The organism is Pseudomonas sp. p1(2021b) (assembly GCF_020151015.1).
Taxonomy (GTDB): Bacteria; Pseudomonadota; Gammaproteobacteria; order Pseudomonadales; family Pseudomonadaceae; genus Aquipseudomonas; species Aquipseudomonas putida_K.
This window is the reverse complement of the sequence record NZ_CP083746.1, coordinates 280,720-303,998: the sequence shown is the minus strand read 5'-3', so window position 1 is coordinate 303,998 and position 23,279 is coordinate 280,720. Positions and strand designations below refer to the sequence as shown.

Annotated in this window: 18 protein-coding genes and 1 pseudogene; 2 read left to right on the top strand and 17 right to left on the bottom strand. The window is 63.7% G+C overall.

The annotated features are described in order from the left end of the window. Positions 1 to 72 precede the first annotated feature (72 nt). The 6 genes from purU to K8374_RS01325 form a co-directional block, all read right to left on the bottom strand. The gene (gene purU / locus K8374_RS01350) at positions 73 to 930 is read right to left on the bottom strand and encodes a formyltetrahydrofolate deformylase (RefSeq protein WP_084856331.1); all 858 of its coding nucleotides are present in this window, start codon (positions 928 to 930) and stop codon (positions 73 to 75) included. An 11-nt stretch (positions 931 to 941) separates the two neighbouring features. Next, positions 942 to 1,574 (bottom strand): sarcosine oxidase subunit gamma, encoded by a 633-nt coding sequence (locus tag K8374_RS01345; RefSeq protein WP_084856332.1) that lies wholly within the window; start codon positions 1,572 to 1,574, stop codon positions 942 to 944. A 142-nt stretch (positions 1,575 to 1,716) separates the two neighbouring features. Beyond that, complete coding sequence (locus K8374_RS01340; RefSeq protein WP_224457663.1) at positions 1,717 to 4,734, bottom strand: sarcosine oxidase subunit alpha; 3,018 nt, start codon at positions 4,732 to 4,734, stop codon at positions 1,717 to 1,719. After that, positions 4,731 to 5,063, bottom strand: a complete 333-nt coding sequence (locus tag K8374_RS01335) for a sarcosine oxidase subunit delta (RefSeq protein WP_043211106.1) — start codon at positions 5,061 to 5,063, stop codon at positions 4,731 to 4,733. Before K8374_RS01335 ends, K8374_RS01340 begins: the two co-directional genes overlap by 4 nt. A gap of 16 nt (positions 5,064 to 5,079) precedes the next feature. Beyond that, positions 5,080 to 6,330, bottom strand: a complete 1,251-nt coding sequence (locus tag K8374_RS01330) for a sarcosine oxidase subunit beta family protein (RefSeq protein ID WP_043211104.1) — start codon at positions 6,328 to 6,330, stop codon at positions 5,080 to 5,082. Between the two features lie 15 nt (positions 6,331 to 6,345). Then, positions 6,346 to 7,599, bottom strand: a complete 1,254-nt coding sequence (locus K8374_RS01325; RefSeq protein ID WP_224457662.1) for a serine hydroxymethyltransferase — start codon at positions 7,597 to 7,599, stop codon at positions 6,346 to 6,348. 324 nt (positions 7,600 to 7,923) lie between these two features. On the opposite strand from K8374_RS01325, the gene K8374_RS01320 reads away from it, so the two are divergent. Next, the gene (locus K8374_RS01320) at positions 7,924 to 8,964 is read left to right on the top strand and encodes a threonine aldolase family protein (RefSeq protein ID WP_224457661.1); all 1,041 of its coding nucleotides are present in this window, start codon (positions 7,924 to 7,926) and stop codon (positions 8,962 to 8,964) included. A 112-nt stretch (positions 8,965 to 9,076) separates the two neighbouring features. Here K8374_RS01320 and K8374_RS26375 read toward each other — a convergent pair whose 3' ends face one another. From K8374_RS26375 to gbcB, 5 genes and pseudogenes are all read right to left on the bottom strand, one after another. Further along, on the bottom strand, positions 9,077 to 9,781 hold the full coding sequence (locus K8374_RS26375) for a methyl-accepting chemotaxis protein (protein ID WP_411969626.1): 705 nt from the start codon (positions 9,779 to 9,781) through the stop codon (positions 9,077 to 9,079). Positions 9,782 to 9,988: 207 nt separating this feature from the next. Further along, positions 9,989 to 10,831, bottom strand: a pseudogene (locus tag K8374_RS26370) (cache domain-containing protein); the annotation flags it as partial. 301 nt (positions 10,832 to 11,132) lie between these two features. Further along, complete coding sequence (locus K8374_RS01310; RefSeq protein ID WP_224457659.1) at positions 11,133 to 11,435, bottom strand: cell division protein ZapA; 303 nt, start codon at positions 11,433 to 11,435, stop codon at positions 11,133 to 11,135. Further along, positions 11,432 to 11,662 (bottom strand): hypothetical protein, encoded by a 231-nt coding sequence (locus K8374_RS01305; RefSeq protein WP_070090739.1) that lies wholly within the window; start codon positions 11,660 to 11,662, stop codon positions 11,432 to 11,434. The genes K8374_RS01310 and K8374_RS01305 overlap by 4 nt, the downstream gene beginning before the upstream one ends. A gap of 197 nt (positions 11,663 to 11,859) precedes the next feature. Further along, on the bottom strand, positions 11,860 to 12,963 hold the full coding sequence (gene gbcB, locus K8374_RS01300) for a glycine-betaine demethylase subunit GbcB (RefSeq protein WP_224457658.1): 1,104 nt from the start codon (positions 12,961 to 12,963) through the stop codon (positions 11,860 to 11,862). 293 nt (positions 12,964 to 13,256) lie between these two features. Here gbcB and gbcA point away from each other — a divergent pair, with 293 nt between their 5' ends. After that, positions 13,257 to 14,549, top strand: coding sequence for a glycine-betaine demethylase subunit GbcA (gene gbcA / locus K8374_RS01295; protein WP_224457657.1), 1,293 nt, complete (start codon positions 13,257 to 13,259; stop codon positions 14,547 to 14,549). A gap of 781 nt (positions 14,550 to 15,330) precedes the next feature. Here gbcA and K8374_RS01290 read toward each other — a convergent pair. From K8374_RS01290 to K8374_RS01265, 6 genes are all read right to left on the bottom strand, one after another. Beyond that, positions 15,331 to 16,101 carry an electron transfer flavoprotein subunit beta gene (locus K8374_RS01290; RefSeq protein WP_224457656.1) on the bottom strand — a complete coding sequence of 257 codons (771 nt, stop codon included), beginning with the start codon at positions 16,099 to 16,101 and terminating at the stop codon, positions 15,331 to 15,333. A gap of 10 nt (positions 16,102 to 16,111) precedes the next feature. Then, positions 16,112 to 17,344 carry an electron transfer flavoprotein subunit alpha/FixB family protein gene (locus K8374_RS01285; RefSeq protein ID WP_224457655.1) on the bottom strand — a complete coding sequence of 411 codons (1,233 nt, stop codon included), beginning with the start codon at positions 17,342 to 17,344 and terminating at the stop codon, positions 16,112 to 16,114. Next, positions 17,344 to 19,296: a dimethylglycine demethylation protein DgcB gene (dgcB, locus tag K8374_RS01280; protein WP_224457654.1), complete on the bottom strand. Its 1,953-nt coding sequence runs from the start codon at positions 19,294 to 19,296 to the stop codon at positions 17,344 to 17,346. Before dgcB ends, K8374_RS01285 begins: the two co-directional genes overlap by 1 nt. Positions 19,297 to 19,504: 208 nt before the next feature. Further along, positions 19,505 to 21,565, bottom strand: a complete 2,061-nt coding sequence (dgcA, locus tag K8374_RS01275) for a dimethylglycine demethylation protein DgcA (protein WP_224457653.1) — start codon at positions 21,563 to 21,565, stop codon at positions 19,505 to 19,507. Positions 21,566 to 21,580: 15 nt separating this feature from the next. After that, positions 21,581 to 22,111, bottom strand: coding sequence for a DUF5943 domain-containing protein (locus K8374_RS01270; RefSeq protein ID WP_043211077.1), 531 nt, complete (start codon positions 22,109 to 22,111; stop codon positions 21,581 to 21,583). A gap of 76 nt (positions 22,112 to 22,187) precedes the next feature. Further along, positions 22,188 to 23,165 carry a dipeptidase gene (locus tag K8374_RS01265; protein ID WP_084856366.1) on the bottom strand — a complete coding sequence of 326 codons (978 nt, stop codon included), beginning with the start codon at positions 23,163 to 23,165 and terminating at the stop codon, positions 22,188 to 22,190. Positions 23,166 to 23,279 lie beyond the last annotated feature (114 nt).

Below are 23,279 nucleotides of genomic sequence, written 5' to 3'. Positions count from 1 at the left end.
CGCGGGACAAGCCCGCTCCCACAGGGTCGCAGTGATCCCTGTGGGAGCGGGCTTGTCCCGCGATTGCGTCAGTCAAAGCACGACAGTGCGATTGGCGTTGAGGAACACTCGGCGCTCGATGTGGTATCCCACCGCCCGCGCCAGGGTCAGGCATTCGATGTCGCGGCCCTTGGCAATCAAGTCTTCCGGGTAGTGGCTGTGGTCCACCACCTCGACGCCCTGGGCGATGATCGGCCCTTCGTCGAGGTCGTTGTTGATGTAGTGTGCCGTGGCGCCGACCATCTTCACGCCCTTGTTGTAGGCCTGGTGGTAGGGCTTGGCGCCCTTGAAGCCCGGCAGCAGGGAGTGGTGGATGTTGATCGCCCAGCCATCCAACCGACGGCACAGCTCGGGCGACAGCACCTGCATGTAGCGAGCGAGGATCACCAGCTCGGCGCCGGTCTCCTCGATCACCTGCAGCACCTTGCGCTCCTGGGCCGGCTTGTCCTTCGGGTCCAGGGGGAAGTGGTAGTACGGAATCTTGTGCCATTGGGCCAGCGGTTCGAGGTCCGGGTGGTTGGACACCACCGCCACCACGTCCATGGCCAGCTGACCGATGCGCTGGCGATACAGCAGGTCGTTCAGGCAGTGGTCGGCCTTGGACACCATGATCACCACCTTGGGGCGATGATTCGGCGCGGTCAGCTCGAAGGCCATGCCGAACGCATCGCTGCGCTCGGCGAGGCCGGCACGAAAGCCGGCTTCGTCGAAATCGTCCGGCTGGCGGAACTCGACGCGGATGAAGAACCGCCCCGACAGCCGGTCATCGAAGGAGTGATGCTCCGTCACGTAGCAGCGCTGCTCGTAGAGGTAACGCGTGACCACGTCGACGGTGCCGAGCATGCTCGGGCAGTCGGCGGTGAGAATCCAAGTGTCCGGTGCCCGACTCATGCGTGTTCTCCTTATGCTTCGATGGACAGACCGTATTCAGCCGACGCGTCCTGCAGCCACAGCCACCAGTAGTCGGAGAAGCTGCGGCGGATGACCAGCTCCCAGGTGTCCTCGGCGGTGCGACGGATCACCAGTTGCGACTTGGCGAACACGGTGCCGACAGCCTTGCCGACCGGGAAGTTGTTCGGGTGTACATCATAGCTGGTGGATTTCATCAGCACGTCGCGCACGTTCGGGCCGCGCAGTTCGAGCAGGGTCTGCCCGCCGCTGATGTTGACCACTTGGATGTGCTGGCCTTCGAGGGCGGCGCGCAGTTTCTGCTCGATGGCAAACTCCTGGCCGCCCGGGACGATCAGCAGCCACTCATCGGGGCCGACCCACTGCAGCGACATCTCGGCGTTGGCGACGACGGTCAGGGCGACCGGCAGCTCCAGACCCAGGGCCTTCTTCACGCCAGCGGCGAACGCTGCGTCGTGGCCATCGCCACGGAGAGTCAGGTGACCCAGGAACTTGTGCTCACGCAGGGTGACGCCTGCGTTCTTGCGGCCCTTGCCGACCAGGCTGGCCAGGTCGGCATGGTGCAGCGGCGACTCGGCCCGGGCGTTGGAGCCCGGATTTTGCTGGAAGACGTTGATTACGCTCATTTCTTACCTGCCTTGAATTCTGTTGTGCCGAACGGCGCCGAACCTGTGGGAGCGGGCTTGCCCGCGAATGGGCCGGTGAGGCCAACATCGCATTCGCGGGTAAACCCGCTCCCACAAGATCCAGCACTGCCTTCCGGAGGCCTTAGACGTTCTGCCGTTCACCCTTCGGATCGAAGAACACCGAAGACACGATCTCTGCCTCGATCACGCTGCCATCAGCCTGTGGCGAGTAGACACGCTCGCCCATGCGCTTGAGGCCGCCCTTGACCACACCCATGGCGAACGAATAGCCCAGGGAGTTGGAGGCATAGCTCGAGGTGACGTGGCCGACCATGTCCATCGGGATCGGCTGGTTCGGGTCGAACACCAGCTGGGCGCCTTCAGGCAGCCACTTGGTCGGGTCGACAGGCTTGAGGCCCACCAGTTGCTTGCGATCTTCACGCAGGCAGTCCGAACGGGTCATGCCGCGTGCGCCGATCCAGGAGAACGGCTTGTTGCGACCGACACACCAGCCCATGTTGAGGTCGTCCGGGTTCATCGAGCCGTCGGTATCCTGGCCGACGATGATGAAGCCCTTCTCGGCACGCAGCACGTGCATGGTCTCGGTGCCGTACGGGGTCAGGTTGTACTTCTTGCCCGCCTCGACGATCTGCTCCAGCACGCCCATGGCGTAGTTGGCCTGGACGTTGATCTCGTACGACAGCTCACCGGTGAAGGAAATACGGAACACCCGTGCCGGCACACCGCCGACCAGGCCTTCCTTCCAGCTCATGAACGGGAAGGCTTCCTTGTCCAGGTCGATGTCGGTCAGCTCGGCCAGCAGCTTGCGGCTGTTGGGGCCCGACAGGGTCATGGTGGCCCAGTGATCGGTCACGGAGGTGAAGTACACCTTCAGGTCCGGCCATTCGGTCTGGTGGTACAGCTCCAGCCACTGCAGCACGCGGGCCGCGCCGCCGGTGGTGGTGGTCATGATGAAGTGGTTGTCGCCGACGCAGGCGGTCACGCCGTCGTCGAAGACCATGCCGTCTTCCTTGCACATCAGGCCGTAACGGGCCTTGCCCACGTCGAGCTTGGTCCAGGCGTTGGTGTACACGCGGTTGAGGAACTCACGCGCATCCGGGCCCTGGATGTCGATCTTGCCCAGGGTCGAGGCGTCGAGCAGGCCCACGCTGTCACGTACGGCCTTGCACTCACGCTCCACGGCGGCATGAATGTCTTCGCCGGCTTTCGGGAAGTACCAAGGGCGCTTCCATTGGCCGACATCTTCGAACTCGGCGCCGTTCTTCACGTGCCAGGCGTGCAGCGCGGTGAAGCGCACGGGTTCGAACAGGTGACCACAGTGGCGACCTGCTACGGCACCGAAGGTGACCGGCGTGTAGTTGGGGCGGAACATGGTGGTACCCATCTGCGGGATGGTGATACCCATCGAACGGGCGGCGATGGCCAGGCCGTTGATGTTGCCCAGTTTGCCCTGGTCGGTACCGAAGCCCAGCGCGGTATAGCGCTTGACGTGCTCGACCGACTCGAAGCCTTCGCGGGTAGCCAGCTCGATGGCGGCAGCAGTGACGTCGTTCTGCTGGTCGACGAACTGCTTGGGCGCACGGGCAGTGCCCTTGTCGTGCGGTACCTGGAACAGCGCCAGGGTGGCTTCTTCCTTGCGTGCCACGACCTTCGGCAGGGTGCCGGTGGTGGCCTTGAAGCCCGCCTCGGTCGCTGCCTGGACGCCGCCTTCGAAACCGTCGGCAATTGCATCACCCAGCGGGTATACACCGTTCACGCCGCCGACGCAGACACGTTTTTGCGGGGCATCGCCCGGCACGAAGCCGAGGATGTCGTCACGCCAGATCGGACGACCGCCCAGGTGGGATGCCAGGTGGACCACCGGGCTGTAGCCGCCGGAGGAGCCGATCAGGTCGCATTCGAGCCACTCGCCAGGGCTGGTGACCTTGTGGGCAACGGCGTCGATGGCGGCGACGCGGGCGCCGGTCACATGCTTGGTGCCCTTGGCCTCGATCACGGCGCTGGAGGTCAGGATGCGGATGCCCTTGGCACGCGCTTCCTCGACCAGCGAGCCGCGTGGGTTGTGGCGCGCATCGGCGATGGCGACCACTTGCAGGCCGGCATCGTGCCAGTCCAGCGCGGTGCGGTAGGCGTGGTCGTTGTTGGTCGACAGCACCAGCTTGCGGCCCGGTGCCACGCCGTAGCGACGCACGTATACCGAGATGGCGCCGGCGAGCATGTTGCCCGGCACGTCGTTGTTGCCGTACACCAGCGGACGCTCGTGGGTACCGGTGGCCAGCACGACACGCTTGGCACGCACGCGGTGGACGCGATGACGGACCTGGCCGATCGGGGCGCGGTCACCGAGGTGGTCGGTCATGCGCTCATGGATGGTCAGGAAGTTGTGGTCGTGGTAGCCGTTGACCGTGGCGCGAGGCAGCAGGGTCACTTCCGGCAGCGATTGCAGCTCGGCGACGACGGCAGCAACCCAGTCCGCGGCGGGTTTGCCGTCGAGGGTTTCGCGGGTGTCGAGCAGGCTGCCGCCGAACTCTTCCTGTTCGTCGGCAACGATCACACGGGCGCCGCTACGGCCGGCAGCCAGGGCTGCGGCCAGGCCGGCAGGGCCTGCACCGACGATCAGCACGTCGCAGTGCTGGTTCATGTAGTCGTAGCTGTCCGGGTCGTTCTGCAGCGGTGCACGGCCGAGGCCTGCCGCCTTACGGATGTACTTCTCGTAGGTCATCCAGAACGACTTGGGGTACATGAAGGTCTTGTAGTAGAACCCAGGCGGCATCATGCTGCCGCCGACCTTGCCCAGGATGCCCATGACGTCATTGTTGACGTTCGGCCAGCCGTTGGTGCTGGTGGCGACCAGGCCCGAGTACAGGGCCTGCTGGGTGGCACGCACGTTCGGCACCTGGGTGGCTTCGCTCGAACCCAGCTGCAAGATGGCGTTCGGCTCTTCCGGGCCGGCCGCGACGATGCCGCGTGGACGCGAGTACTTGAAGCTGCGGCCGACGATATCGACGCCGTTGGCCAGCAGGGCAGCAGCCAGGCTGTCACCGGCATAACCCTGGTAGGTCTTGCCGTTGAAGGTGAAGTTCAGGACCTTGCTGCGATCGATGCGACCGCCGCTGGCGAGGCGATAGACCTGGCTCATACTTTTTCTCCCTGGCCTTTGACGGCCGACTGCGCGGGGTTCAGCTTGTTCGCGGTGACCTGAGGCTTCTCGCCGATCTTGTAGGTTTCCAGAATTTCGTAGGTCTCGGTGTTACGCGTGACGTTGAAATACTGGCGGCAGCCGGCGACGTGGTCCCACAGTTCGTGGTGGATTCCGCGCAGGTTGTCGCGGAAGAACATGTAGGTACCCCATTCCTCGTCGGTGCAGGCGCTAGGGTCCAGCGGGCGGGCGATATGAGCCTGGCCGGAGGAGTGGAACTCTTCTTCGGAGCGCAGCTCGCCGCAGTGGGGACAGAAAATATGCAACATGACGAATTGTCTCCGATTAGTGGGCGACGGCCGCAGCGCCGTGTTCGTCGATCAGCGCGCCGGTGTAGAAGCGATCGATCGAGAAAGGCTTGGCCAGCGGGTGCATTTCGCCTTTGGCGAGGCTCGCGGCAAAGACGTTGCCCGAACCCGGGGTCGCCTTGAAGCCGCCGGTACCCCAGCCGCAGTTGAAGAACAGGTTCTTGACAGGGGTCTTGGAGATGATCGGGCACGCGTCCGGGCAGGTATCGACGATGCCACCCCACTGACGGTTCATGCGAACGCGCGAGAGGATCGGGAACATCTCGACGATCGCCTGCATGGTGTGCTCGATGATCGGGTACGAACCGCGCTGGCCATAGCCGACCCAACCGTCGATACCGGCGCCGATGACCAGGTCGCCTTTGTCGGACTGGCTGATATAGCCATGCACGGCGTTGGACATGATCACGCTGTCGATGATCGGCTTGATCGGCTCCGATACCAGGGCCTGCAGCGGGTGCGATTCCAGCGGCAGGCGGAAGCCGGCCAGCTTGGCCATGTGGCCGGAGTTACCAGCGGTGACCACGCCGACGCGCTTGGCGCCGATGAAACCCTTGTTGGTTTCCACGCCGATCACTGCGCCGTTTTCCTTGCGGAAGCCGATCACTTCGGTCTGCTGGATCAGGTCCACGCCCAGGGCGTCGGCAGCGCGAGCGTAGCCCCAGGCCACGGCATCGTGACGGGCCACGCCGCCACGGCGCTGGACGGTCGCGCCGAGGATCGGGTAGCGGGTGTTCTTCGAGCAATCCAGGTACGGGATCTCTGCAGCCACCTGCTCGGTGTTCAGCAGCTCGCCGTCCACGCCGTTGAGGCGGTTGGCGTTGACGCGACGCTCGGAATCACGGATGTCCTGCAGGGTGTGGCACAGGTTGTAGACGCCGCGCTGGGAGAACATCACGTTGTAGTTGATGTCCTGGGACAGGCCTTCCCACAGCTTCATGGCGTGTTCGTACAGTTTGGCCGACTCGTCCCACAGGTAGTTGGAACGCACGATGGTGGTGTTACGGGCGGTGTTGCCGCCGCCCAGGTAACCCTTCTCGATCACTGCGACATTGGTGATGCCGTGTTCCTTGGCCAGGTAGTAGGCCGTGGCCAGGCCGTGGCCGCCACCGCCGACGATGACCACGTCGTACACCTTCTTCGGCGTCGGCGTGCGCCACATGCGCTGCCAGTTCTCGTGGTGGCTGAGGGAGTGTTTGAAAAGGCCGAAGCCTGAATAGCGTTGCATGGTTGGTTACTCCACTCAGCGGTAGACCGGGAAATCGGCGCACAGGGCGGCGACGTTCTTGGCAACGTCAGCTTCGACGTCGGCATCACCCAGGTTGTCCAGCACATCGCAGATCCAGCCAGCCAGGGCCACGCACTGGGCTTCCTTGAAGCCACGGGTGGTGACGGCTGGGGTGCCGATGCGCAGGCCCGAGGTGACGAACGGCGACTGCGGGTCGTTGGGCACGGCGTTCTTGTTGACGGTGATATGGGCGCGGCCCAGGGCGGCGTCGGCGTCTTTGCCGGTCAGGCCCTGGCGAATCAGGCTGACCAAGAACAGGTGGTTGTCGGTACCGCCCGACACGACATCGTAGCCGCGATCGATGAACACCTTGGCCATGGCCTGGGCGTTGTCGATGACCTGCTTCTGGTAAGCCTTGAATTCAGGCTCCAGCGCTTCCTTGAAGCACACGGCCTTGGCAGCGATGACGTGCATCAGCGGACCGCCCTGGGCGCCCGGGAACACGGCAGCGTTGAGCTTCTTCTCGATCTCTTCGTTGGACTTGGCCAGGATCAGGCCGCCACGCGGACCGCGCAGGGTCTTGTGGGTGGTGGTGGTGACCACGTCGGCGAACGGGATCGGGTTCGGATACAGGCCAGCGGCAACCAGGCCAGCCACGTGGGCCATGTCGACGAACAGCAGCGCGCCCACTTTGTCGGCGATGGCGCGGAAGCGTGGGAAGTCCAGGGTCTTGGAGTAGGCCGAGAAGCCGGCGACGATCATCTTCGGCTTGTGCTCGACGGCCAGGCGCTCGACTTCGTCGTAGTCGATCAGGCCGGTGTTGGTGTCGATGCCGTACTGGACAGCGTTGTACAGCTTGCCCGAGGACGACACCTTGGCACCGTGGGTCAGGTGGCCGCCATGGGCCAGGCTCATGCCCAGGATGGTGTCGCCCGGCTGCAACAGGGCCAGGTAGACGGCGCTGTTGGCGGAGGAGCCGGAGTGCGGCTGGACGTTGGCATAGTCGGCGCCGAACAGCTGCTTGGCGCGCTCGATGGCCAGGGCCTCGACCTTGTCGACGTGCTCGCAGCCGCCGTAGTAGCGCTTGCCCGGGTAGCCTTCGGCGTACTTGTTGGTCAGGCCGCTGCCCTGGGCCTGCATGACGCGCTTGCTGGTGTAGTTCTCCGAGGCGATCAGCTCGATGTGATCTTCCTGGCGCTTCTCTTCGGCATTCATCGCCGCCAGCAGTGCGTCGTCGTAACCCTGGATCTGGTCTTGCTTGCTGAACATCGTTTGTCTCCTGGCAGCGGCCATTTCTTGTCTTCGAGGCACTGTGGCCCTTTGTGGCGATGGTATGGCCGGCACGGTCGACTCAGATGCCTGCGCACGCCTTGCAATGGCGCGTTTACGACATTCGCTTCAGCGAAGCCTCTGCGCAGCCCTCTTCGCGGGTAAACCCGCTCCCACAAGGAGTCGCCCGCCCCGTGGGAGCGGGTTTACCCGCGAAGTGATCCGCAAAAACAGCACAGGGCGTAGCGGCTGCGCCCCCTGTATAGGCAACCGCTGAATCGATGGTTTAGAGTGCGCTTCCATGTCGTATAAAGGACAGCTGTGATGACCGATAACAGCCAACAATTCGCCAGCGACAACTATTCCGGCATCTGCCCCGAAGCCTGGGCTGCAATGGAAAAGGCCAACCAGGGCCATGAGCGCGCCTACGGCGATGACCAGTGGACCGAGCGCGCCGCCGAATACTTCCGAGAGCTGTTCGAGACCGATTGCGAAGTGTTCTTCGCCTTCAACGGCACCGCCGCCAACTCCCTGGCCCTGGCCTCCCTGTGCCAGAGCTACCACAGCGTCATCTGTTCCGAGACCGCCCACGTCGAGACCGACGAATGCGGCGCGCCGGAGTTCTTCTCCAACGGCTCCAAATTGCTCACCGCACGAAGCGTGGACGGCAAACTGACGCCCGAATCGATCCGCGAAGTGGCGCTCAAGCGCCAGGACATCCACTATCCCAAGCCGCGCGTGGTGACCATCACCCAGGCCACCGAAGTGGGCACGGTGTATACCCCCGACGAGCTCAAGGCGATCAGCGCCACCTGCAAGGAGCTGGGCCTGAACCTGCACATGGACGGCGCACGCTTCTCCAATGCCTGCGCCTCCCTGGGCTGCACGCCTGCGGAGCTGACCTGGAAGGCGGGTGTGGATGTGCTGTGTTTCGGCGGCACCAAGAACGGCATGGCGGTGGGCGAGGCGATCCTGTTCTTCAATCGCGCCCTGGCCGATGACTTCGACTACCGCTGCAAGCAGGCGGGCCAGCTGGCGTCGAAGATGCGTTTCCTGTCCGCGCCCTGGGTCGGGCTGCTGGAAGATGGCGCCTGGCTGCGCTATGGCCGCCACGCCAACCAGTGCGCTCAGCTGCTGGCCTCGCTGGTCAGCGACCTGCCGGGAGTGGAACTGATGTTCCCGGTGCAGGCCAACGGCGTGTTCCTGCAAATGCCGGAACACGCGCTGGAGGCACTGCGGGCCAAGGGCTGGCGCTTCTATACCTTCATCGGCAGCGGTGGCGCGCGGTTCATGTGCTCGTGGGATACCCAGGAAGCGCGGGTACGCGAACTGGCGGCGGACATCCGCGCCATCGTCGGCGCCTGACCGAGCGCATCGCGGGACACGCCCGCTCCCACAAGGCCCTGCAAATCTCGACATCGAGGTCTGCTCGGAACCTGTGGGAGCGGGCGTGTCCTGCGATGAAGCCAGCGCCCATCTAAAGCTTGAACCCGCCCATCTGCCGCGCCAGGTCATCGGCCAACCCCCGCAACGCCTGGCACTGCTCACGACACACCTGCACCTCGGCCGCCGTCTCCCGGGCCAGGTCGGAAATCCCCTGTACCGTCCGGTTGATTTCCTCGGTCACCGCCGACTGCTCCTCGGTCGCCGTCGCCACCTGATGGTTCATGTCGCTGATGTGCTCCACCTGGTCGGTGATCGCGCCCAACGACGCACCAGTACGCTGGCTGGATTCCACGCCGCTGCCCGTCGCCTGCTGCCCGGCCTGCATCGATGCCACCGCACTGCCGGCCCCCTGCTTGAGGCGCTGGATCATCTGCTGCACCTCGTCGGTGGACACCTGGGTACGCCGCGCCAGGGTACGCACCTCATCGGCCACCACGGCGAAACCACGCCCCATCTCACCGGCCCGGGCTGCCTCGATGGCCGCGTTGAGCGCCAGCAGGTTAGTCTGCTCGGAAATACTGCGGATCACCGCCAATACCTCATCGATGGAGGCGACCTCGTCGGCCAACTGGCCCACCGCCTGGGCCGCACGCCCGATCTCGCCAGACATGCCCTCGATGTTGTGGATGGAGCGATGCACCACCTCGCGCGCCTGCAGCGCCTCGTCGCGTGCCGACTGCGATGCCTGGGCGGCGTTGCCGGCATTGTGGGCGATGTCCTGTACGGTCAGCCCCATTTCATGCACGGCAGTGGCGACCATTTCGGTCATTTCCTGCTGCCGGCCGGAGCGGTCGGCGGTGTTGTCCACCACCTGCGTCACCTGCTCCACCGAACGGTGCAGACGTTCGGTGGTGCGCAGCACCTCACCTATCAACGCACGCTGGCTGTCGAGGAAGCGGTTGAAACCACGCGCCAGGTCACCGAGCTCGTCTTCACGTGTGTCGTCCAGGCGGTGACTCAAGTCACCCGCCCCGCTTCCGATCTGCACCAGCGCCGAGGTCACCTGGCGGATCGGCCGCACCAGCCCACGCGCCAACAGCACCACGAGCAACAACGAAACCAGCGCCACCGCACCACCGATCAGGCTGGTCAACCACACGGCCTCGTGCATCTGTGCGTAGATTTCTGCTTCCGGCACCTCGGCCACCAAGGTCCAGTTCAGGTCACGCAGGGGCAGCCCCAACGCCAGGTAGTCCTCGCCATCGCGGTTGAAGCGCACGCTGCGCAGCCCTTCACCGCCACCCAGTACGGCCTGGCTCGCTGCATCGCCGAATTGCTCGGCCAGCTGTCGCTTGCCGCTGAATTCAGCTTGTGGATGGACCTGGATCAAGCCGTCATTGCGCACCAGCAACACCCGGCCGCGTTCGCCGAAGCTGAAATTGTGGATGAGCTCGGAGAGTTCGGTCATGCGCAGGCCCATGCCGGCGATGCCCACCAGTTGGCCGTCCTTTTCCACGCGATAGTCGATGAACAGGGCAAGCTCGCCGGTGGAGCCGTCGATATCGATGTTGATCAGCCGCTCGGCACCGCTGTCGATATAGCCGTAGAACCACTGGTCCTTGGGGTTATCGCGACTGAGGGTCCGGTCCAGGCCTTTTTCGTTGTAGTAGTGGTTGGTCGCGGTAGCCGCGAACAACGCGGTGAACGCCTGGTTGCGCTGCCGGGCAGCCTCGAGGTACTCGAGGAAGCGCGGCGCCTGGGCGGGGTCTTCGCCGCCTGCCAGCCAATCCCGCAGCAGCGTGTTGCCGGCGATATCCGCCGCCGCCACCAGGGGTTGGCCAAGCATGCGCTCGATGTCGTTGCGGATGGCCTCGATACTGGCCGGCAATGCAGTGTCGACCAGGTAGCGTTCGGTCAGGCGGTTGACCGCCGCGGTATAGACCGCGACCACCACGAGAATACTCGCCAGCAGGGCTGCGCCCATGCTCGCAATCAATTGCCATTGGATACTTCGCCGCCAGATACGCATGCCCTGCTCCCCGTTAATTATTGTTTTGGGAAGAGTGTATACACTTACGTATCCAGTTATTCCAGTGATCCAGGACAATGCCCCGCCCCTCTATGGGGGCGGGGAAGCGGCGCGTCTTTTACTGTTCAGCGATGGTCCGCACGATCGCATCGACCGTGGCGTCGATCTGCGCCTGGGTGCGCTCGAGGGTCTGTTGGTGCTCGCGTTGCAGTTCGATCTGCCTGGAACACAGGTTCAGGGCTGCCAGCACCAGCAGCTTGTCACCGATCAGGGTCGGGTATTGACGCTTGGTGTCGGCCAGGGAGGCGTTGAGCATCCGCACGGCCTGCGCCAGGGTCTCTTCCTGGCCTTGGGGCGCCTTGATCGAATAGTCGTTGCCAAGGATCGACACGACATTGATCGGCTGCGCTTGCAGTCTCATGCGTTGACGACACCGGCGCTTGCGCGCTCAACCAGGGCCTGGATACGCGCGGCGGTGGCGCCGTGCTTCTCTTCCTGTTCCATCAGCGACAACTGCAGGGTCTCGTTCTCTTCCTTGGCCTGGGCCAGTTCCTGGCCGAGGGCGGTGTTCTGCTCGGTGAGTTGAGCGTTCTTCTGCATCAGGTCGTTGACCAGCTGCTCGAGTTGATTCAGGGAAGCTTCCAACATGCGTCTATCTCGGGTTGTTGCAAAGGGCGCACACGATAAAGAAAAGCGCGCGGCCTCGCCATTAAATATGGGAAAACAATGACTTGGCCTAGATTGACAGGCGTGCTGGAGGGTTGTTCCGACCTGGGTCAACCTTCTGTCTGAAAGCGCGCCCAAAAACAAAGGGGCCGCTAAGCGGCCCCTTGAGGTGTCCGGGATCAGTAATCGATCCGCACATCCCCTTTCGGCACACTGCAGCACGACAGGATGTACCCTTCGGCCTCGTCGTCCTCGGTGATGCCACCGTTGTGGTCCATTTCCACTTCGCCGCCGAGCTTGAGCACCTTGCAGGTACCGCAGATGCCCATGCCGCACGCCTTCGGAATCATCAGGCCGACCTTGGCAGCAGCGGCATGCACGGTCTCGCCCGGGGCGATGCGGATGCTCTTCTCGCTGCCGACGAACTCCACCAGGTTGAGGTCGGCGGCGTCCATTTCCTCGGCGGCCTCGGCAGCCTGCTCGGCATGCTCCACGGCATCGGCCTTGGCTTCCGGCGGGGTCGCGCCGAACGACTCCTCGTGATAGTTGCGCATGTCGAAGCCGACCGCCTCGAGCATGCGCTTGACCGCGTTCATGTAAGGGGTCGGGCCGCAGCAGAACACCACCCGCTCCATATAGTCAGGGGCGATCAGTTCCATCAGGCGCTGGTTCAGGTAACCACGGTAGCCCGACCAAGGCTCGCCCAGGCCATGCTTCTCACAAATGATGTGCAGGCTGAAGTTGGGAATCCGCGAGGCCATCTGGTCCAGTTCGCGGTGGTAGATGATGTCCTTCGGCGAGCGGGCGCTGTGGACGAAGACCATGTCGACGTTGCCGTTGGTATCGTAGAACCAGCGTGCCATGGACATCACCGGGGTGATCCCGACACCACCGGAGAGGTACAGCACCTTCGGCGCCGGGAAGTCGATGGCGTTGAACAGGCCCACCGGCCCGTGCACGGCCAGCTCGAAGCCTTCGTGCATGTTGTCGTGCAGCCAGTTGGAAACCTGCCCGCCCGGCACGCGCTTGACGGTGATGGAGAAGCTGTAGGGTACCGAGGGCGAGCTGGAGATGGTGTAGGAGCGCATCACCTGCTTGCCATCGATCTCAAGCTCCAGGGTGACGAATTGCCCAGGCTTGAAGAAGAACATGATCGGCTGGTCGGCCATGAAGCAGAAGGTGCGCACGTCCCAGGTCTCCTGGATGACCTTGACACAGCGCACGATGTGGCGGCCATTGGCCCAGGTCTGGGTGGTGACCGGATTAAGGAAGGTATCGGACATGTTCATCTCCAGCGGCCGACTACCGGCCTTGATGGCTCCGATAATGCGCAAGCCGGCGACGAAGTACATTCCCATCAGCGACATCGGCGTGCTTATCGCGACCAGCCCCGCACTACAAGGGCTGGCGCGTCGGAATTCGAATCGGCCATGTCGCCCATGGATATGGTTCGCGACGCCTTCGAACGCACACTCCACGGCAAAAGAACCCGCTGTTTTTTGCAAGCAGCCTTGCGGCAAACCACAACAACGATTAGCCACTTTCGCCGGCCGCATTCGGCCCTGAGGACCAAACGATGGACGTCACCGCAACCCTGAGCCTGGGCGATCCACTGGAAGCTGCACGCAAGGCAACCGCCGAGATGCTGCAGACCCGCGAGCGCACCTACTCGCTGCCCCAGCCGTTCTATACCGACGAGCGTCTGTTCCAGATCGACATGCAGGAGATCTTCCACAAGGAATGGCTGATCGCCGGCATGACCTGCGAGATCCCGACCAAGGGCAACTTCCTGACCCTGCAGATCGGCAAGAACCCGATCATCGTGATCCGCGGCGCCGAAGGCCAGGTCCATGCCTTCCACAACGTCTGCCGTCACCGCGGCTCGCGCCTGTGCACCAGTGAAAAAGGCAAGGTCGCCAAACTGGTCTGCCCGTACCACCAGTGGACCTACGAGATCGATGGCCGCCTGCTGTTCGCCGGCACCGAGATGGGCGATGACTTCGACATGAAGAAGTACGGCCTCAAGCCGGTCAACGTGAAGACCGCGGGCGGCTACATCTTCATCAGCCTGGCGGAGAACCCGCCTGCCATCGACGAGTTCCTGGCCACCCTGGACCACTACATGGAACCGTACGACATGGAAAACGCCAAGGTGGCGGTGCAGACCACCTTGATGGAAAAGGCCAACTGGAAGCTGGTGCTGGAAAACAACCGTGAGTGCTACCACTGCAACGGTTCGCACCCTGAACTGCTGAAAACCCTGCTGGAGTGGGACGACACCAACGACCCACGTGCCGACCAGGCGTTCAAGGACCACGTAGCCGCCTCCGCCGCTGCCTGGGAAGCCGAAGGCATCCCGCACGAGCACAAGAGCCATGGCCTGCGTAACCGTATCGTGCGCATGCCGCTGCTCAAGGGCACCGTGTCCATGACTATGGACGGCAAGCAGGCGTGCAAGAAGCTGATGGGCCGTATCAAGAACCCGGACCTGGGCTCGATGCGCATCCTGCACCTGCCGCACGCCTGGAACCACTGCATGGGCGACCACATGATCGTCTTCACCGTGTGGCCGATCAGCGCCCAGGAGTCGATGGTCACCACCAAGTGGCTGGTGCACAAGGATGCAGTCGAAGGTGTCGACTACGACCCTGAGAACATGCGCAAGGTCTGGGATGCCACCAACGACCAGGACCGTCGCCTGGCCGAAGAAAACCAGCGCGGCATCAACTCCACCGCCTACCAGCCCGGCCCATACTCCAAGACCTACGAGTTCGGCGTGGTCAACTTCATCGACTGGTACAGCCAGCGCCTGCTCAACAACCTGGGCGCAGAGCCGGCACCGTACCTGAAGGAAGTGAAAGCGCAGTAAGGCTTTCCCTACCCAGGAAAGAGCAGCCCAACCCAACGGCTGCTCTTTTTTTTGCGATGTCTCTGTGCTGTGCGGGTTACTCGCGAAAACGGATGCGAGCTCACTGCCTATTTGCGGGCAAACCCACAGGCATTGCTGCTCTGGCGCGCTGATCATTTCTTGATCAACCCTACCCAGCCCTATCCCTACAGGGCTTGCAGCCACCCACCAACATTTTATCCACAGCCTGGCACACACTATTTGTGGAAAGCTATCGGGGTAGGCGAGCCTAACGATCTGATCGTTATTTGATCAATCCACTGTATCCCTTTGATTTCGCGGCCTGCAGCGACTACCGAACATCTTGTCCACAGAGCCGCCAACAGACTTTGTGGGCAAGATGGACAATCTGACGCCAGCGCCTGTGGATAGTACCCTGGACAGCCTGTTACACGCTGGCTTCAGACGAATTGATCAATAAATGAACAAACAGCTGGAAGCCAATGAATCCGTGGGCTGTACCATTGGCCAAACAGATTATCCACAGATCCGCCAACAGCGATTGTGGGAAACGTTCAGGGGTGAGGGGATAAGTGAAGCGTAGAGCCTGCTCAATTATTGATCAAAGCGCTGGAGGCTAGGAGCAGCGCGACCTGCAGCGAAGCGTGAACATTTTATCAACAGGGTGGCGAACAGATTCGGTGTGTAAAAAATCGAGGCCGCTCCTACAGGGATCGCATAACCTCTGTAGGAGCGGCCTTGTGCCGCGAAGGGGCGCGCAGCGGCCCCGGCGTAGGAATGCCTAGCGCAGCACTCCTTCTTCCACCAGCAGCTTGAGGATCGCCTCGGCGCCCTCTTGCGGCGAAACGTCCTTGAGCACCTTGCCACCACCGCCACTGGCTTTGGCCGTGGCAGCCTTCATACGGTCGGCACCGCTCTTGGCCTTGATCACCTTCAACCGCTTGGGCCGTGGGCGAGCCGGTTGCAGCTCGGACTCAGCCAGCAGTTCATCCTCGACGATCGCCACGTTGCGCGCCGCCAGCACACCCCGGCGCGCCGGGCCGAACGCGCTCTGGCGCGGCTTGGGTGCAGCGTTATCCACAGTGGCCAGCAACGGCAGGCGAACCTTCAACCGACGACGCTGGCCCCGAGGCAATGCCTGCAGAACCTGGGCAGTACCATTGTCGATGGACTCCACCTCCGCCAACCCGACCACCAGCGGCCACCCCAGGCGCTCGGCCAGCAGGAACGGCAACATGCCAGAGCCCTCGCCGGTTTCCGCCTGGCTGCCGGTCAGCACCAGTTGCGCCCCAGCATCGCGCAGGTAATCGCCCAGCACACCCAGGACATCGGCGCCGGCCGGCTGCTCCAGTATATCGAGGTGATCCAGGCCCATGCCCAGGTAGGCACGCAAAGCCTCTTCACGCGGATCGCCCGCGTGCACGACCTGCAAGTTATCCCCAGCCAGCTGTAAACCCAGCTCCACGGCGCGGGCGTCCTGCTCGGCCCGACGGGTGCGGCCAGAGCTTGGGTGGGCGCCGATGGAGACCAGGCTGATGACTTTCGTACTCATGCTCGTGCCCTTATGCCGCGTCGCGCTGGCCGGCGCTGCGGTAGTTGTCCACAGCCTCGATCAACGCCTGGAGAATCGCCGAACTGTCGCCAATCACCGACAGGTCGGCCCGTTTGATCATGTCGCAGCCTGGGTCCATGTTCACCGCCACCACCTTGTCGCAGGCGCCGATGCCCTGCAGGTGCTGGATCGCTCCGGAGATGCCCACGGCCACGTAGACGCGCGCCGTGACCCAGGTACCGGTGGCACCGACCTGGCGGTTACGGGGCATGAAGCCATCGTCCACTGCCACCCGCGAGGCGCCTTCGGTCGCACCGAGGGCCGCGGTCGCCTTGTGGAACAGGTCCCAGTCCTTGACGCCGTTGCCGCCGGAAACGATGAACTCCGACTCGGCCATGGCGATGGCGGCCGGGTCCACGGCCACCGAGCCCAGGTCTTCGATACGCGACAGGCTGCGTGCCACGCTTGTGGACAACTCCACCGGCAATGCTTCGTGACGGGTTTCGCTGACCGGGTCCGAGCACTCGGCCGCGGCCAGGATCAGGCGCGGCAGAGTACGCTGCAGGTCCTGCTGACCGGCACCGGCACGGCCGATGCACTGGCCATCCTTGACCTGCCAGACACGCGTCGCCGGGCGCTCGCCCAGGGCGGCGCCCAGGCGACGACCCAGTTCGCCGCCACCGGTGCGGCTGTCGGGCAGCAGCCAGTGGCGCGGCGCGAACTGGTTATCCACAGCGCGCAAACCCTGCACCATCTGCTCCGGTGCATAACCTTCGTATGCCTCGCCTTCGATCACCAACAGGCGGTCGACACCGGCGGTGGCGAAATTGCTTTCCTTGTGTTCGCCGAACACAATCGCCAATACCGCACCGTCCTTACCGGCCAGGCTATGGGCCAGACCCAGCAGGTCGCGGTCATGGCTGCCGAGGCGGCCACCGACCATGTCCGGGACCACGGCGATGTAGAACGCCGGGTCCGCGACCTGGTGCAACGGCAGTTGCACCTCGGCCGCAGCCGTACGCCGCGCACCACCGGTGGTACCCTGCTGGGCACCACTGCGGTCGATGCGCTTGAGGCCATTGGGGCCAATGAAGCCCGCGGCGATCGCATGGGGGTTCTTGCGGATGATGCCGTTGGGGCCCATCCAGCTGGTCTGTTGCGTCTGCATCGCTGCGTGCAGCGGATGCAGACGGTTACGGGCGATCCACTCGGCGCGTGGGTCGCGGCGGATGATGTCGCTCATCAGTGCACCTCCGCAGTTTCACGTTTGGCCGCTTGCGACTTTCCCGCCGCAGGCGCTTCGTCTTCGATCAGCACGTCGGCCACGAGCTCGGCGATATCCTTGATCAGCGGGCGTGGCTCGACCACACCTTCGAGCATCGCGGTGCACTGTGGGCAACCCACGGCCACCACCTCGGCTTCGGTCTGGCGGATATCGTCCATGCGCATGTCGGGGATACGCTGCTTGCCCGGGATATCGGTGATCGGCGCGCCGCCTCCACCGCCGCAGCAGCGGGAACGGAAGCCCGAACGCTCCATCTCGCGCACTTCGATACCCAAGGCCTTGAGCACGTCGCGCGGTGCTTCGTATTCGCCGTTGTAGCGGCCCAGGTAGCACGGATCATGGTAGGTGACGCTGCCACCTTTGTGCTGGCCCAGGTTGAGCTTGTTGGCTGCGATCAGTTCGGCGATGTAGGTGCTGTGGTGCTGCACCTGGTACTCGCCACCCAAGGCGCCGTACTCGTTCTTCAGCACATGGAAGCTGTGCGGGTCGCAGGTGACGATGCGCTGGAAGCGGTATTTGTTCAGCGTCTGGATGTTGCGCTTGGCCAACTGCTGGAAGGTCGCTTCGTCGCCCAGGCGGCGCGCCACGTCGCCGCTGTCGCGCTCTTCCAGGCCGAGCACGGCGAAGTCGACGCCCGAGGCCTTGAGCACTTTGACGAACGAACGCAGGGTACGCTGGTTGCGCATGTCGAAGGCGCCGTCACCCACCCAGAACAGCACCTCGGTGCTCTTCACGTCAGACAACAGCTTGAGGTTGAGGTCGGCCGCCCAGTTCATCCGGCCACCGGGGTTGAAACCGCCGGGGTTGTCGGTGGCGATCAGGTTGTCCAGCACCTCGGCGCCCTTGTTCGGGGTCGCGCCCTTTTCCAGGGTGAGGTGGCGGCGCATGTCGACGATGGCGTCGACGTGCTCGATCATCATCGGGCACTCTTCCACGCACGCGCGGCAGGTGGTGCACGACCACAGGGTCTCGGCATCGACCAGGCCGTTGACGATCGGCTGGTGCGGGTGGCCGCCGTGCTCGCCGATCGGCTTGCCCGGGTAGGGGCTGCCGGCGAACTTGGCGTCGGTACCCCCGGCCAGGCCAATGACCATGTCCTGGATGAGCTTCTTCGGGTTCAGCGGCTGGCCAGCGGCGAAGGCCGGGCACATGGCTTCGCACTTACCGCACTGCACGCAGGCATCGAAGCCCAGCAGCTGGTTCCAGGTGAAGTCCACCGGCTTTTCCACGCCCAGGGGCGCGTTCGGGTCTTCCAGGTCCAGCGGCTTGAGGCCGGTGGAGCGGCCACCACCGAAACGTTCGGCACGGCGGTGCCAGGCCAGGTGCAGGGCACCGGCGAAGGCGTGCTTCATCGGGCCGCCCCAGGTCATGCCGAAGAACAGCTCCGACACGCCCCACAGCACACCGACGCCCAGCACGGCCACCAGCAGCCAGCCACCGGTGCCTTCAGGCAGGATGCCGGCGACCGGCAGGGTCGCGATGAAGAAGCTCGCTGCGAATATCAGCAGGCTCTTGGGCAGGCGCATCCACGGGCCCTTGGACAGGCGCGCGGGCGGGTTCAGGCGACGCTTGAAGACGAAGATGGCGCCACTGAACATGATCACGGTGGCGACCAGCAAGGCGTAGCCGAGGATCTTGCTCTGCAGGCCGAAGCCATGCACCAGGATCGCCAGCACGGCCGACAGCACGAAGCCGCCGGCGGTGGCCACGTGGGTCTTGGACATGTACTTGTCGCGCTCGACTACGTGGTGCAGGTCCACCAGGTAGCGACGCGGCATGGCCAGCAGGCCGCCGATCAGGTTGACCTTGGACGGCCGGCCGCGCCGCCACATGCGCACCCGGCGCAGGGCGCCGAGCACCGCCAGGCCAAGGGCAGCGAACAGCAGGATGGGTAGAAGGGTGTTCAACATGGGAGGCTCCCACAACAGCTGGATTCTTGCGCTGCCCTCGAGGGTGGCGCGGACCCCTGTAGGAGCGGCCTTGTGCCGCGAAAGGGTCGCGAAGCGACCCCAGCATTCCAGCAGTGCTGCGAACTTGCTGGGGCTGCAGTGCAGCCCTTTCGCGGCACAAGGCCGCTCCTACAGGGGAGCCAATCCCGCCTCTAGCGAGGCGGTGCGATCAGAAGTCCTTGCACAGGCGCAGGGCGTCGTAGATCGCGGCGTGGACGTTACGCTGGGCCACGCAGTCGCCGATGCGATACAGCAGGTAACCTTCGCCCGGCTGGCTGAGGATCGGCTGCGGCTTGATGGCGAACAGCGCCTCGACGTCGATCTGGCCCTTGTTGCGCGAACCATCCTTCAGTGCGTAGTACAGCGCTTCGTCAGGACGCACGCCGTTCTCGATCACGACCTGGTCGACCACGCGCTCTTCCTTGCCGCCGGTGTACTCGTTCTCGAGCACCGCCACCAGCTTGTCGCCCTCGCGGTAGACCTTTTCCAGCATCATGTCGCCGGTCATGATCACTTCCTTGGGGTACAGGCTGCGGTAGTAGGTCGGGAAGGTGGTACCGCCCATCGCTACGCCCGGCTTGATGTCGTCGGTGACGATCTCTACCTGGGCGCCCTTGTCGGCCAGGAAGTCCGCGGTCGACATGCCGGTGAATTCGCAGATGGTGTCGTACACCAGCACGTTCTTGCCCGGTGCGACCTTGCCGTCCAGCACGTCCCAGCTGCTGACCACCAGGCCTTCGGCAGCACCCCAGTGCTCGTTCTGCTCGACGAACGGATGGCCGCCCACCGCCAGCACCACCACATCCGGACGCAGGTCCATGATGGTCTCGGCGTCGGCCGCAGTGCCCAGGCGCAGGTCTACCTTCAGGCGGGCCAGCTCCAGCTGGTACCAACGGGTGATACCGGCGATCTGGTCACGCTGCGGTGCCTTGGACGCGATGGTGATCTGGCCACCGATCTGGTCCTTCTTCTCGAACAGGGTCACGTCGTGGCCACGCTCGGCGGCGACGCGGGCAGCTTCCATGCCGGCAGGGCCGGCACCGACCACCACCACCTTGCGCTTGGGCCCGGTGGTCTTCTCGATGATGTGCGGCACGCCCATGTATTCACGGGAGGTCGCGGCGTTCTGGATGCACAGTACATCCAGGCCCTGGTACTGGCGGTCGATGCAGTAGTTGGCGCCGACGCACTGCTTGATCTGGTCGACCTGGCCCATCTTGATCTTGGCGATCAGGTGCGGGTCGGCCATGTGCGCACGGGTCATGCCGACCATGTCGACGTAACCGCCCTCCAGGATACGGGTAGCCTGGTTCGGGTCCTTGATGTTCTGCGCGTGCAGTACCGGGACCTTGACCACTTCCTTGATGCCGGCCGCCAGGTGCAGGAACGGCTCCGGCGGGTAGCTCATGTTCGGAATGACGTTGGCCAGGGTGTTGTGGGTGTCGCAACCCGAACCGACCACGCCGATGAAGTCGAGCATGCCGGTGGCATCGTAGTACGCGGCGATCTGCTTCATGTCCTCGTGGCTCAGGCCATCGGGGTGGAATTCGTCGCCACAGATACGCATGCCCACGCAGAAGTCGTCACCGACCTCGGCGCGCACGGCCTTGAGCACTTCCAGGCCGAACTTCATGCGGCCTTCGAAGGTACCGCCCCACTCGTCGGTACGTTTGTTGACGCGTGGGCTCCAGAACTGGTCGATCATGTGTTGGTGCACGGCCGACAGCTCGACGCCGTCCAGGCCGCCTTCCTTCGCCCGGCGCGCGGCCTGGGCGTAGTTGCCGATCACCCGCCAGATCTCTTCGACCTCGATGGTCTTGCAGGTGGCGCGGTGAACGGGTTCACGGATACCGGACGGCGACATCAGGGTCGGCCAGTTGAAACCGTCCCAACGCGAGCGACGGCCCATGTGGGTAATCTGGATCATGATCTTGGCGCCATGCTTGTGCATGGCGTCGGCGAGGTTCTGGAAGTGCGGGATGATCCGGTCGGTCGACAGGTTCACCGACGACCACCACTCCTGCGGGCTGTCGATGGCGACCACGGACGAACCGCCGCAGATGGCCAGGCCGATGCCGCCCTTGGCCTTCTCCTCGTAGTACTTGACGTAACGCTCGGTGGTCATGCCGCCGTCGGTGGCGTAGACCTCGGCGTGCGCGGTGCTGAGCACGCGGTTGCGGATGGTCAGTTTGCCGATCTGGATCGGCTGGAACATTGCTTCGAATGCCATGTCGCTTACTCCGACTTACAACGGCTTGACGATGAACAGGCCGTCGTCGTGGCCTTCTTCCGAACCACCGTAGACCTGCTCGGCCACGGTACGGATGGAGCTGCCACGGGCGGCGAGGATCTGGTCCATGGCGCCGGCGAACCAGCCGGTGAACATGTAGTCGACCTTGCGGCCGCACTTGCCATAGACGTAGACGAATGCAGAGTGCTTGAGCTTGACGCTGCAGGTGCCCTTGTCCAGATCGATGTCCTGGATCTCGAACAGGCCCCAGCCGCGCTGCGACAGGCGCTTCATGTAGTGCTCGAACACCGCGACGCCTTCCAGGCCATGGCATTCGGCTTCTTTTTCGCACCAGTGCCAGGCGGACTTGTAGCCGGCCTTGTAGAGGATCTCGGCGTAGGCGTCAGCGCCCAGTACTTCTTCGATACCGATGTGGTTGTTGACGAAGAAGTGACGCGGCACATACAGCATCGGCAGGGCGTCTGTGGTCCATACACCGGTCTCGGTATCGACTTCGATTGGCAATTGCGGGGCGATCTTGGCCATGGAAACTCAACTCCAGAAAAATTTTTATTGGTTGCCCCGACGTTGCTGGCCGGGGCCTTCAGGCTCGGAGTGCGGCTTATTCGCCCCACACATCCTTGAGGACGTTTACCCAGTTCTCGCCCATGATCTTGCGCACCACACGCTCGGAGTGGCCGCGCTTGAGCAAGGTCTCGGTGAGGTTCGGGAATTCGCCGACAGTGCGGATCCCCAGTGGGTTGATGATCTTGCCGAAATTGGTCAGGCGACGGGCGTAGCCCTTGTCGTGGGTCAGGTACTCGAAGAAGTCCTGGCCGTGGCCCTGGGTGAAGTCGGTACCGATACCGATCGCGTCTTCACCGACGATGTTCATGGTGTATTCGATGGCCTCGGCGTAGTCGTCGATGGTCGAGTCGATGCCCTTGGCCAGGAACGGTGCGAACATGGTCACGCCAACGAAGCCGCCGTGGTCGGCGATGAACTTCAGCTCTTCGTCCGACTTGTTGCGTGGGTGTTCCTTCAGGCCCGAAGGCAGGCAGTGGGAGTAGCAGACCGGCTTCTTCGACTCGAGGATGACTTCCTCGCTGGTCTTGGAGCCGACGTGGGACAGGTCGCACATGATGCCGACGCGGTTCATCTCGGCGACGATCTCACGACCGAAGCCCGACAGGCCGCCATCGCGCTCGTAGCAGCCGGTGCCCACCAGGTTCTGGGTGTTGTAGCACATCTGCACGATGCCCACGCCCAGCTGCTTGAACACTTCCACGTAGCCGATCTGGTCTTCGAAGGCATGGGCGTTCTGGAAGCCGAAGAGGATGCCGGTCTTGCCCAGCTCCTTGGCCTTGCGGATGTCGGCGGTGGTACGCACCGGCATGACCAGGTCGCTGTTCTCGCGGATCAGTTTCTGGCTGGAAGCGATGTTGTCGACGGTCGCCTTGAAGCCTTCCCAGACCGACACCGTGCAGTTGGCCGCAGTGAGGCCACCTTTGCGCATGTCCTCGAACAGTTCGCGGTTCCACTTGGCGATGATCAGACCGTCGATGACGATGCTGTCGGCGTGCAATTCGGCTGGGCTCATCAGGCTGTCCCCTTTTATTGAGTTTGCTCGCGCCAAACCTTGTGCCGGCGCTTTGGGGGCCAGCATATGCCTGCGGCCCGAGGCGCCCCGGTGCAAAAACGACAGGGGGTTTGC

Bases quoted from the DNA above. Each gene is read 5' to 3' on its own strand.
- K8374_RS01325 (WP_224457662.1), bottom strand. From the start codon at position 7,599: ATGTTCAGCAAGCAAGACCAGATCCAGGGTTACGACGACGCACTGCTG.
- K8374_RS01290 (WP_224457656.1), bottom strand. From the start codon at position 16,101: ATGAGTACGAAAGTCATCAGCCTGGTCTCCATCGGCGCCCACCCAAGC.
- K8374_RS01330 (WP_043211104.1), bottom strand. From the start codon at position 6,330: ATGCAACGCTATTCAGGCTTCGGCCTTTTCAAACACTCCCTCAGCCAC.
- K8374_RS01335 (WP_043211106.1), bottom strand. From the start codon at position 5,063: ATGTTGCATATTTTCTGTCCCCACTGCGGCGAGCTGCGCTCCGAAGAA.
- gbcA (WP_224457657.1), top strand. From the start codon at position 13,257: ATGGACGTCACCGCAACCCTGAGCCTGGGCGATCCACTGGAAGCTGCA.
- K8374_RS01270 (WP_043211077.1), bottom strand. From the start codon at position 22,111: ATGGCCAAGATCGCCCCGCAATTGCCAATCGAAGTCGATACCGAGACC.
- K8374_RS01285 (WP_224457655.1), bottom strand. From the start codon at position 17,344: ATGAGCGACATCATCCGCCGCGACCCACGCGCCGAGTGGATCGCCCGT.
- dgcB (WP_224457654.1), bottom strand. From the start codon at position 19,296: ATGTTGAACACCCTTCTACCCATCCTGCTGTTCGCTGCCCTTGGCCTG.
- purU (WP_084856331.1), bottom strand. From the start codon at position 930: ATGAGTCGGGCACCGGACACTTGGATTCTCACCGCCGACTGCCCGAGC.
- K8374_RS01265 (WP_084856366.1), bottom strand. From the start codon at position 23,165: ATGAGCCCAGCCGAATTGCACGCCGACAGCATCGTCATCGACGGTCTG.
- K8374_RS01340 (WP_224457663.1), bottom strand. From the start codon at position 4,734: ATGAGCCAGGTCTATCGCCTCGCCAGCGGCGGTCGCATCGATCGCAGC.
- K8374_RS26375 (WP_411969626.1), bottom strand. From the start codon at position 9,781: ATGGGGCTGACCGTACAGGACATCGCCCACAATGCCGGCAACGCCGCC.
- K8374_RS01345 (WP_084856332.1), bottom strand. From the start codon at position 1,574: ATGAGCGTAATCAACGTCTTCCAGCAAAATCCGGGCTCCAACGCCCGG.
- K8374_RS01305 (WP_070090739.1), bottom strand. From the start codon at position 11,662: ATGTTGGAAGCTTCCCTGAATCAACTCGAGCAGCTGGTCAACGACCTG.
- K8374_RS01320 (WP_224457661.1), top strand. From the start codon at position 7,924: ATGACCGATAACAGCCAACAATTCGCCAGCGACAACTATTCCGGCATC.
- dgcA (WP_224457653.1), bottom strand. From the start codon at position 21,565: ATGGCATTCGAAGCAATGTTCCAGCCGATCCAGATCGGCAAACTGACC.
- gbcB (WP_224457658.1), bottom strand. From the start codon at position 12,963: ATGTCCGATACCTTCCTTAATCCGGTCACCACCCAGACCTGGGCCAAT.
- K8374_RS01310 (WP_224457659.1), bottom strand. From the start codon at position 11,435: ATGAGACTGCAAGCGCAGCCGATCAATGTCGTGTCGATCCTTGGCAAC.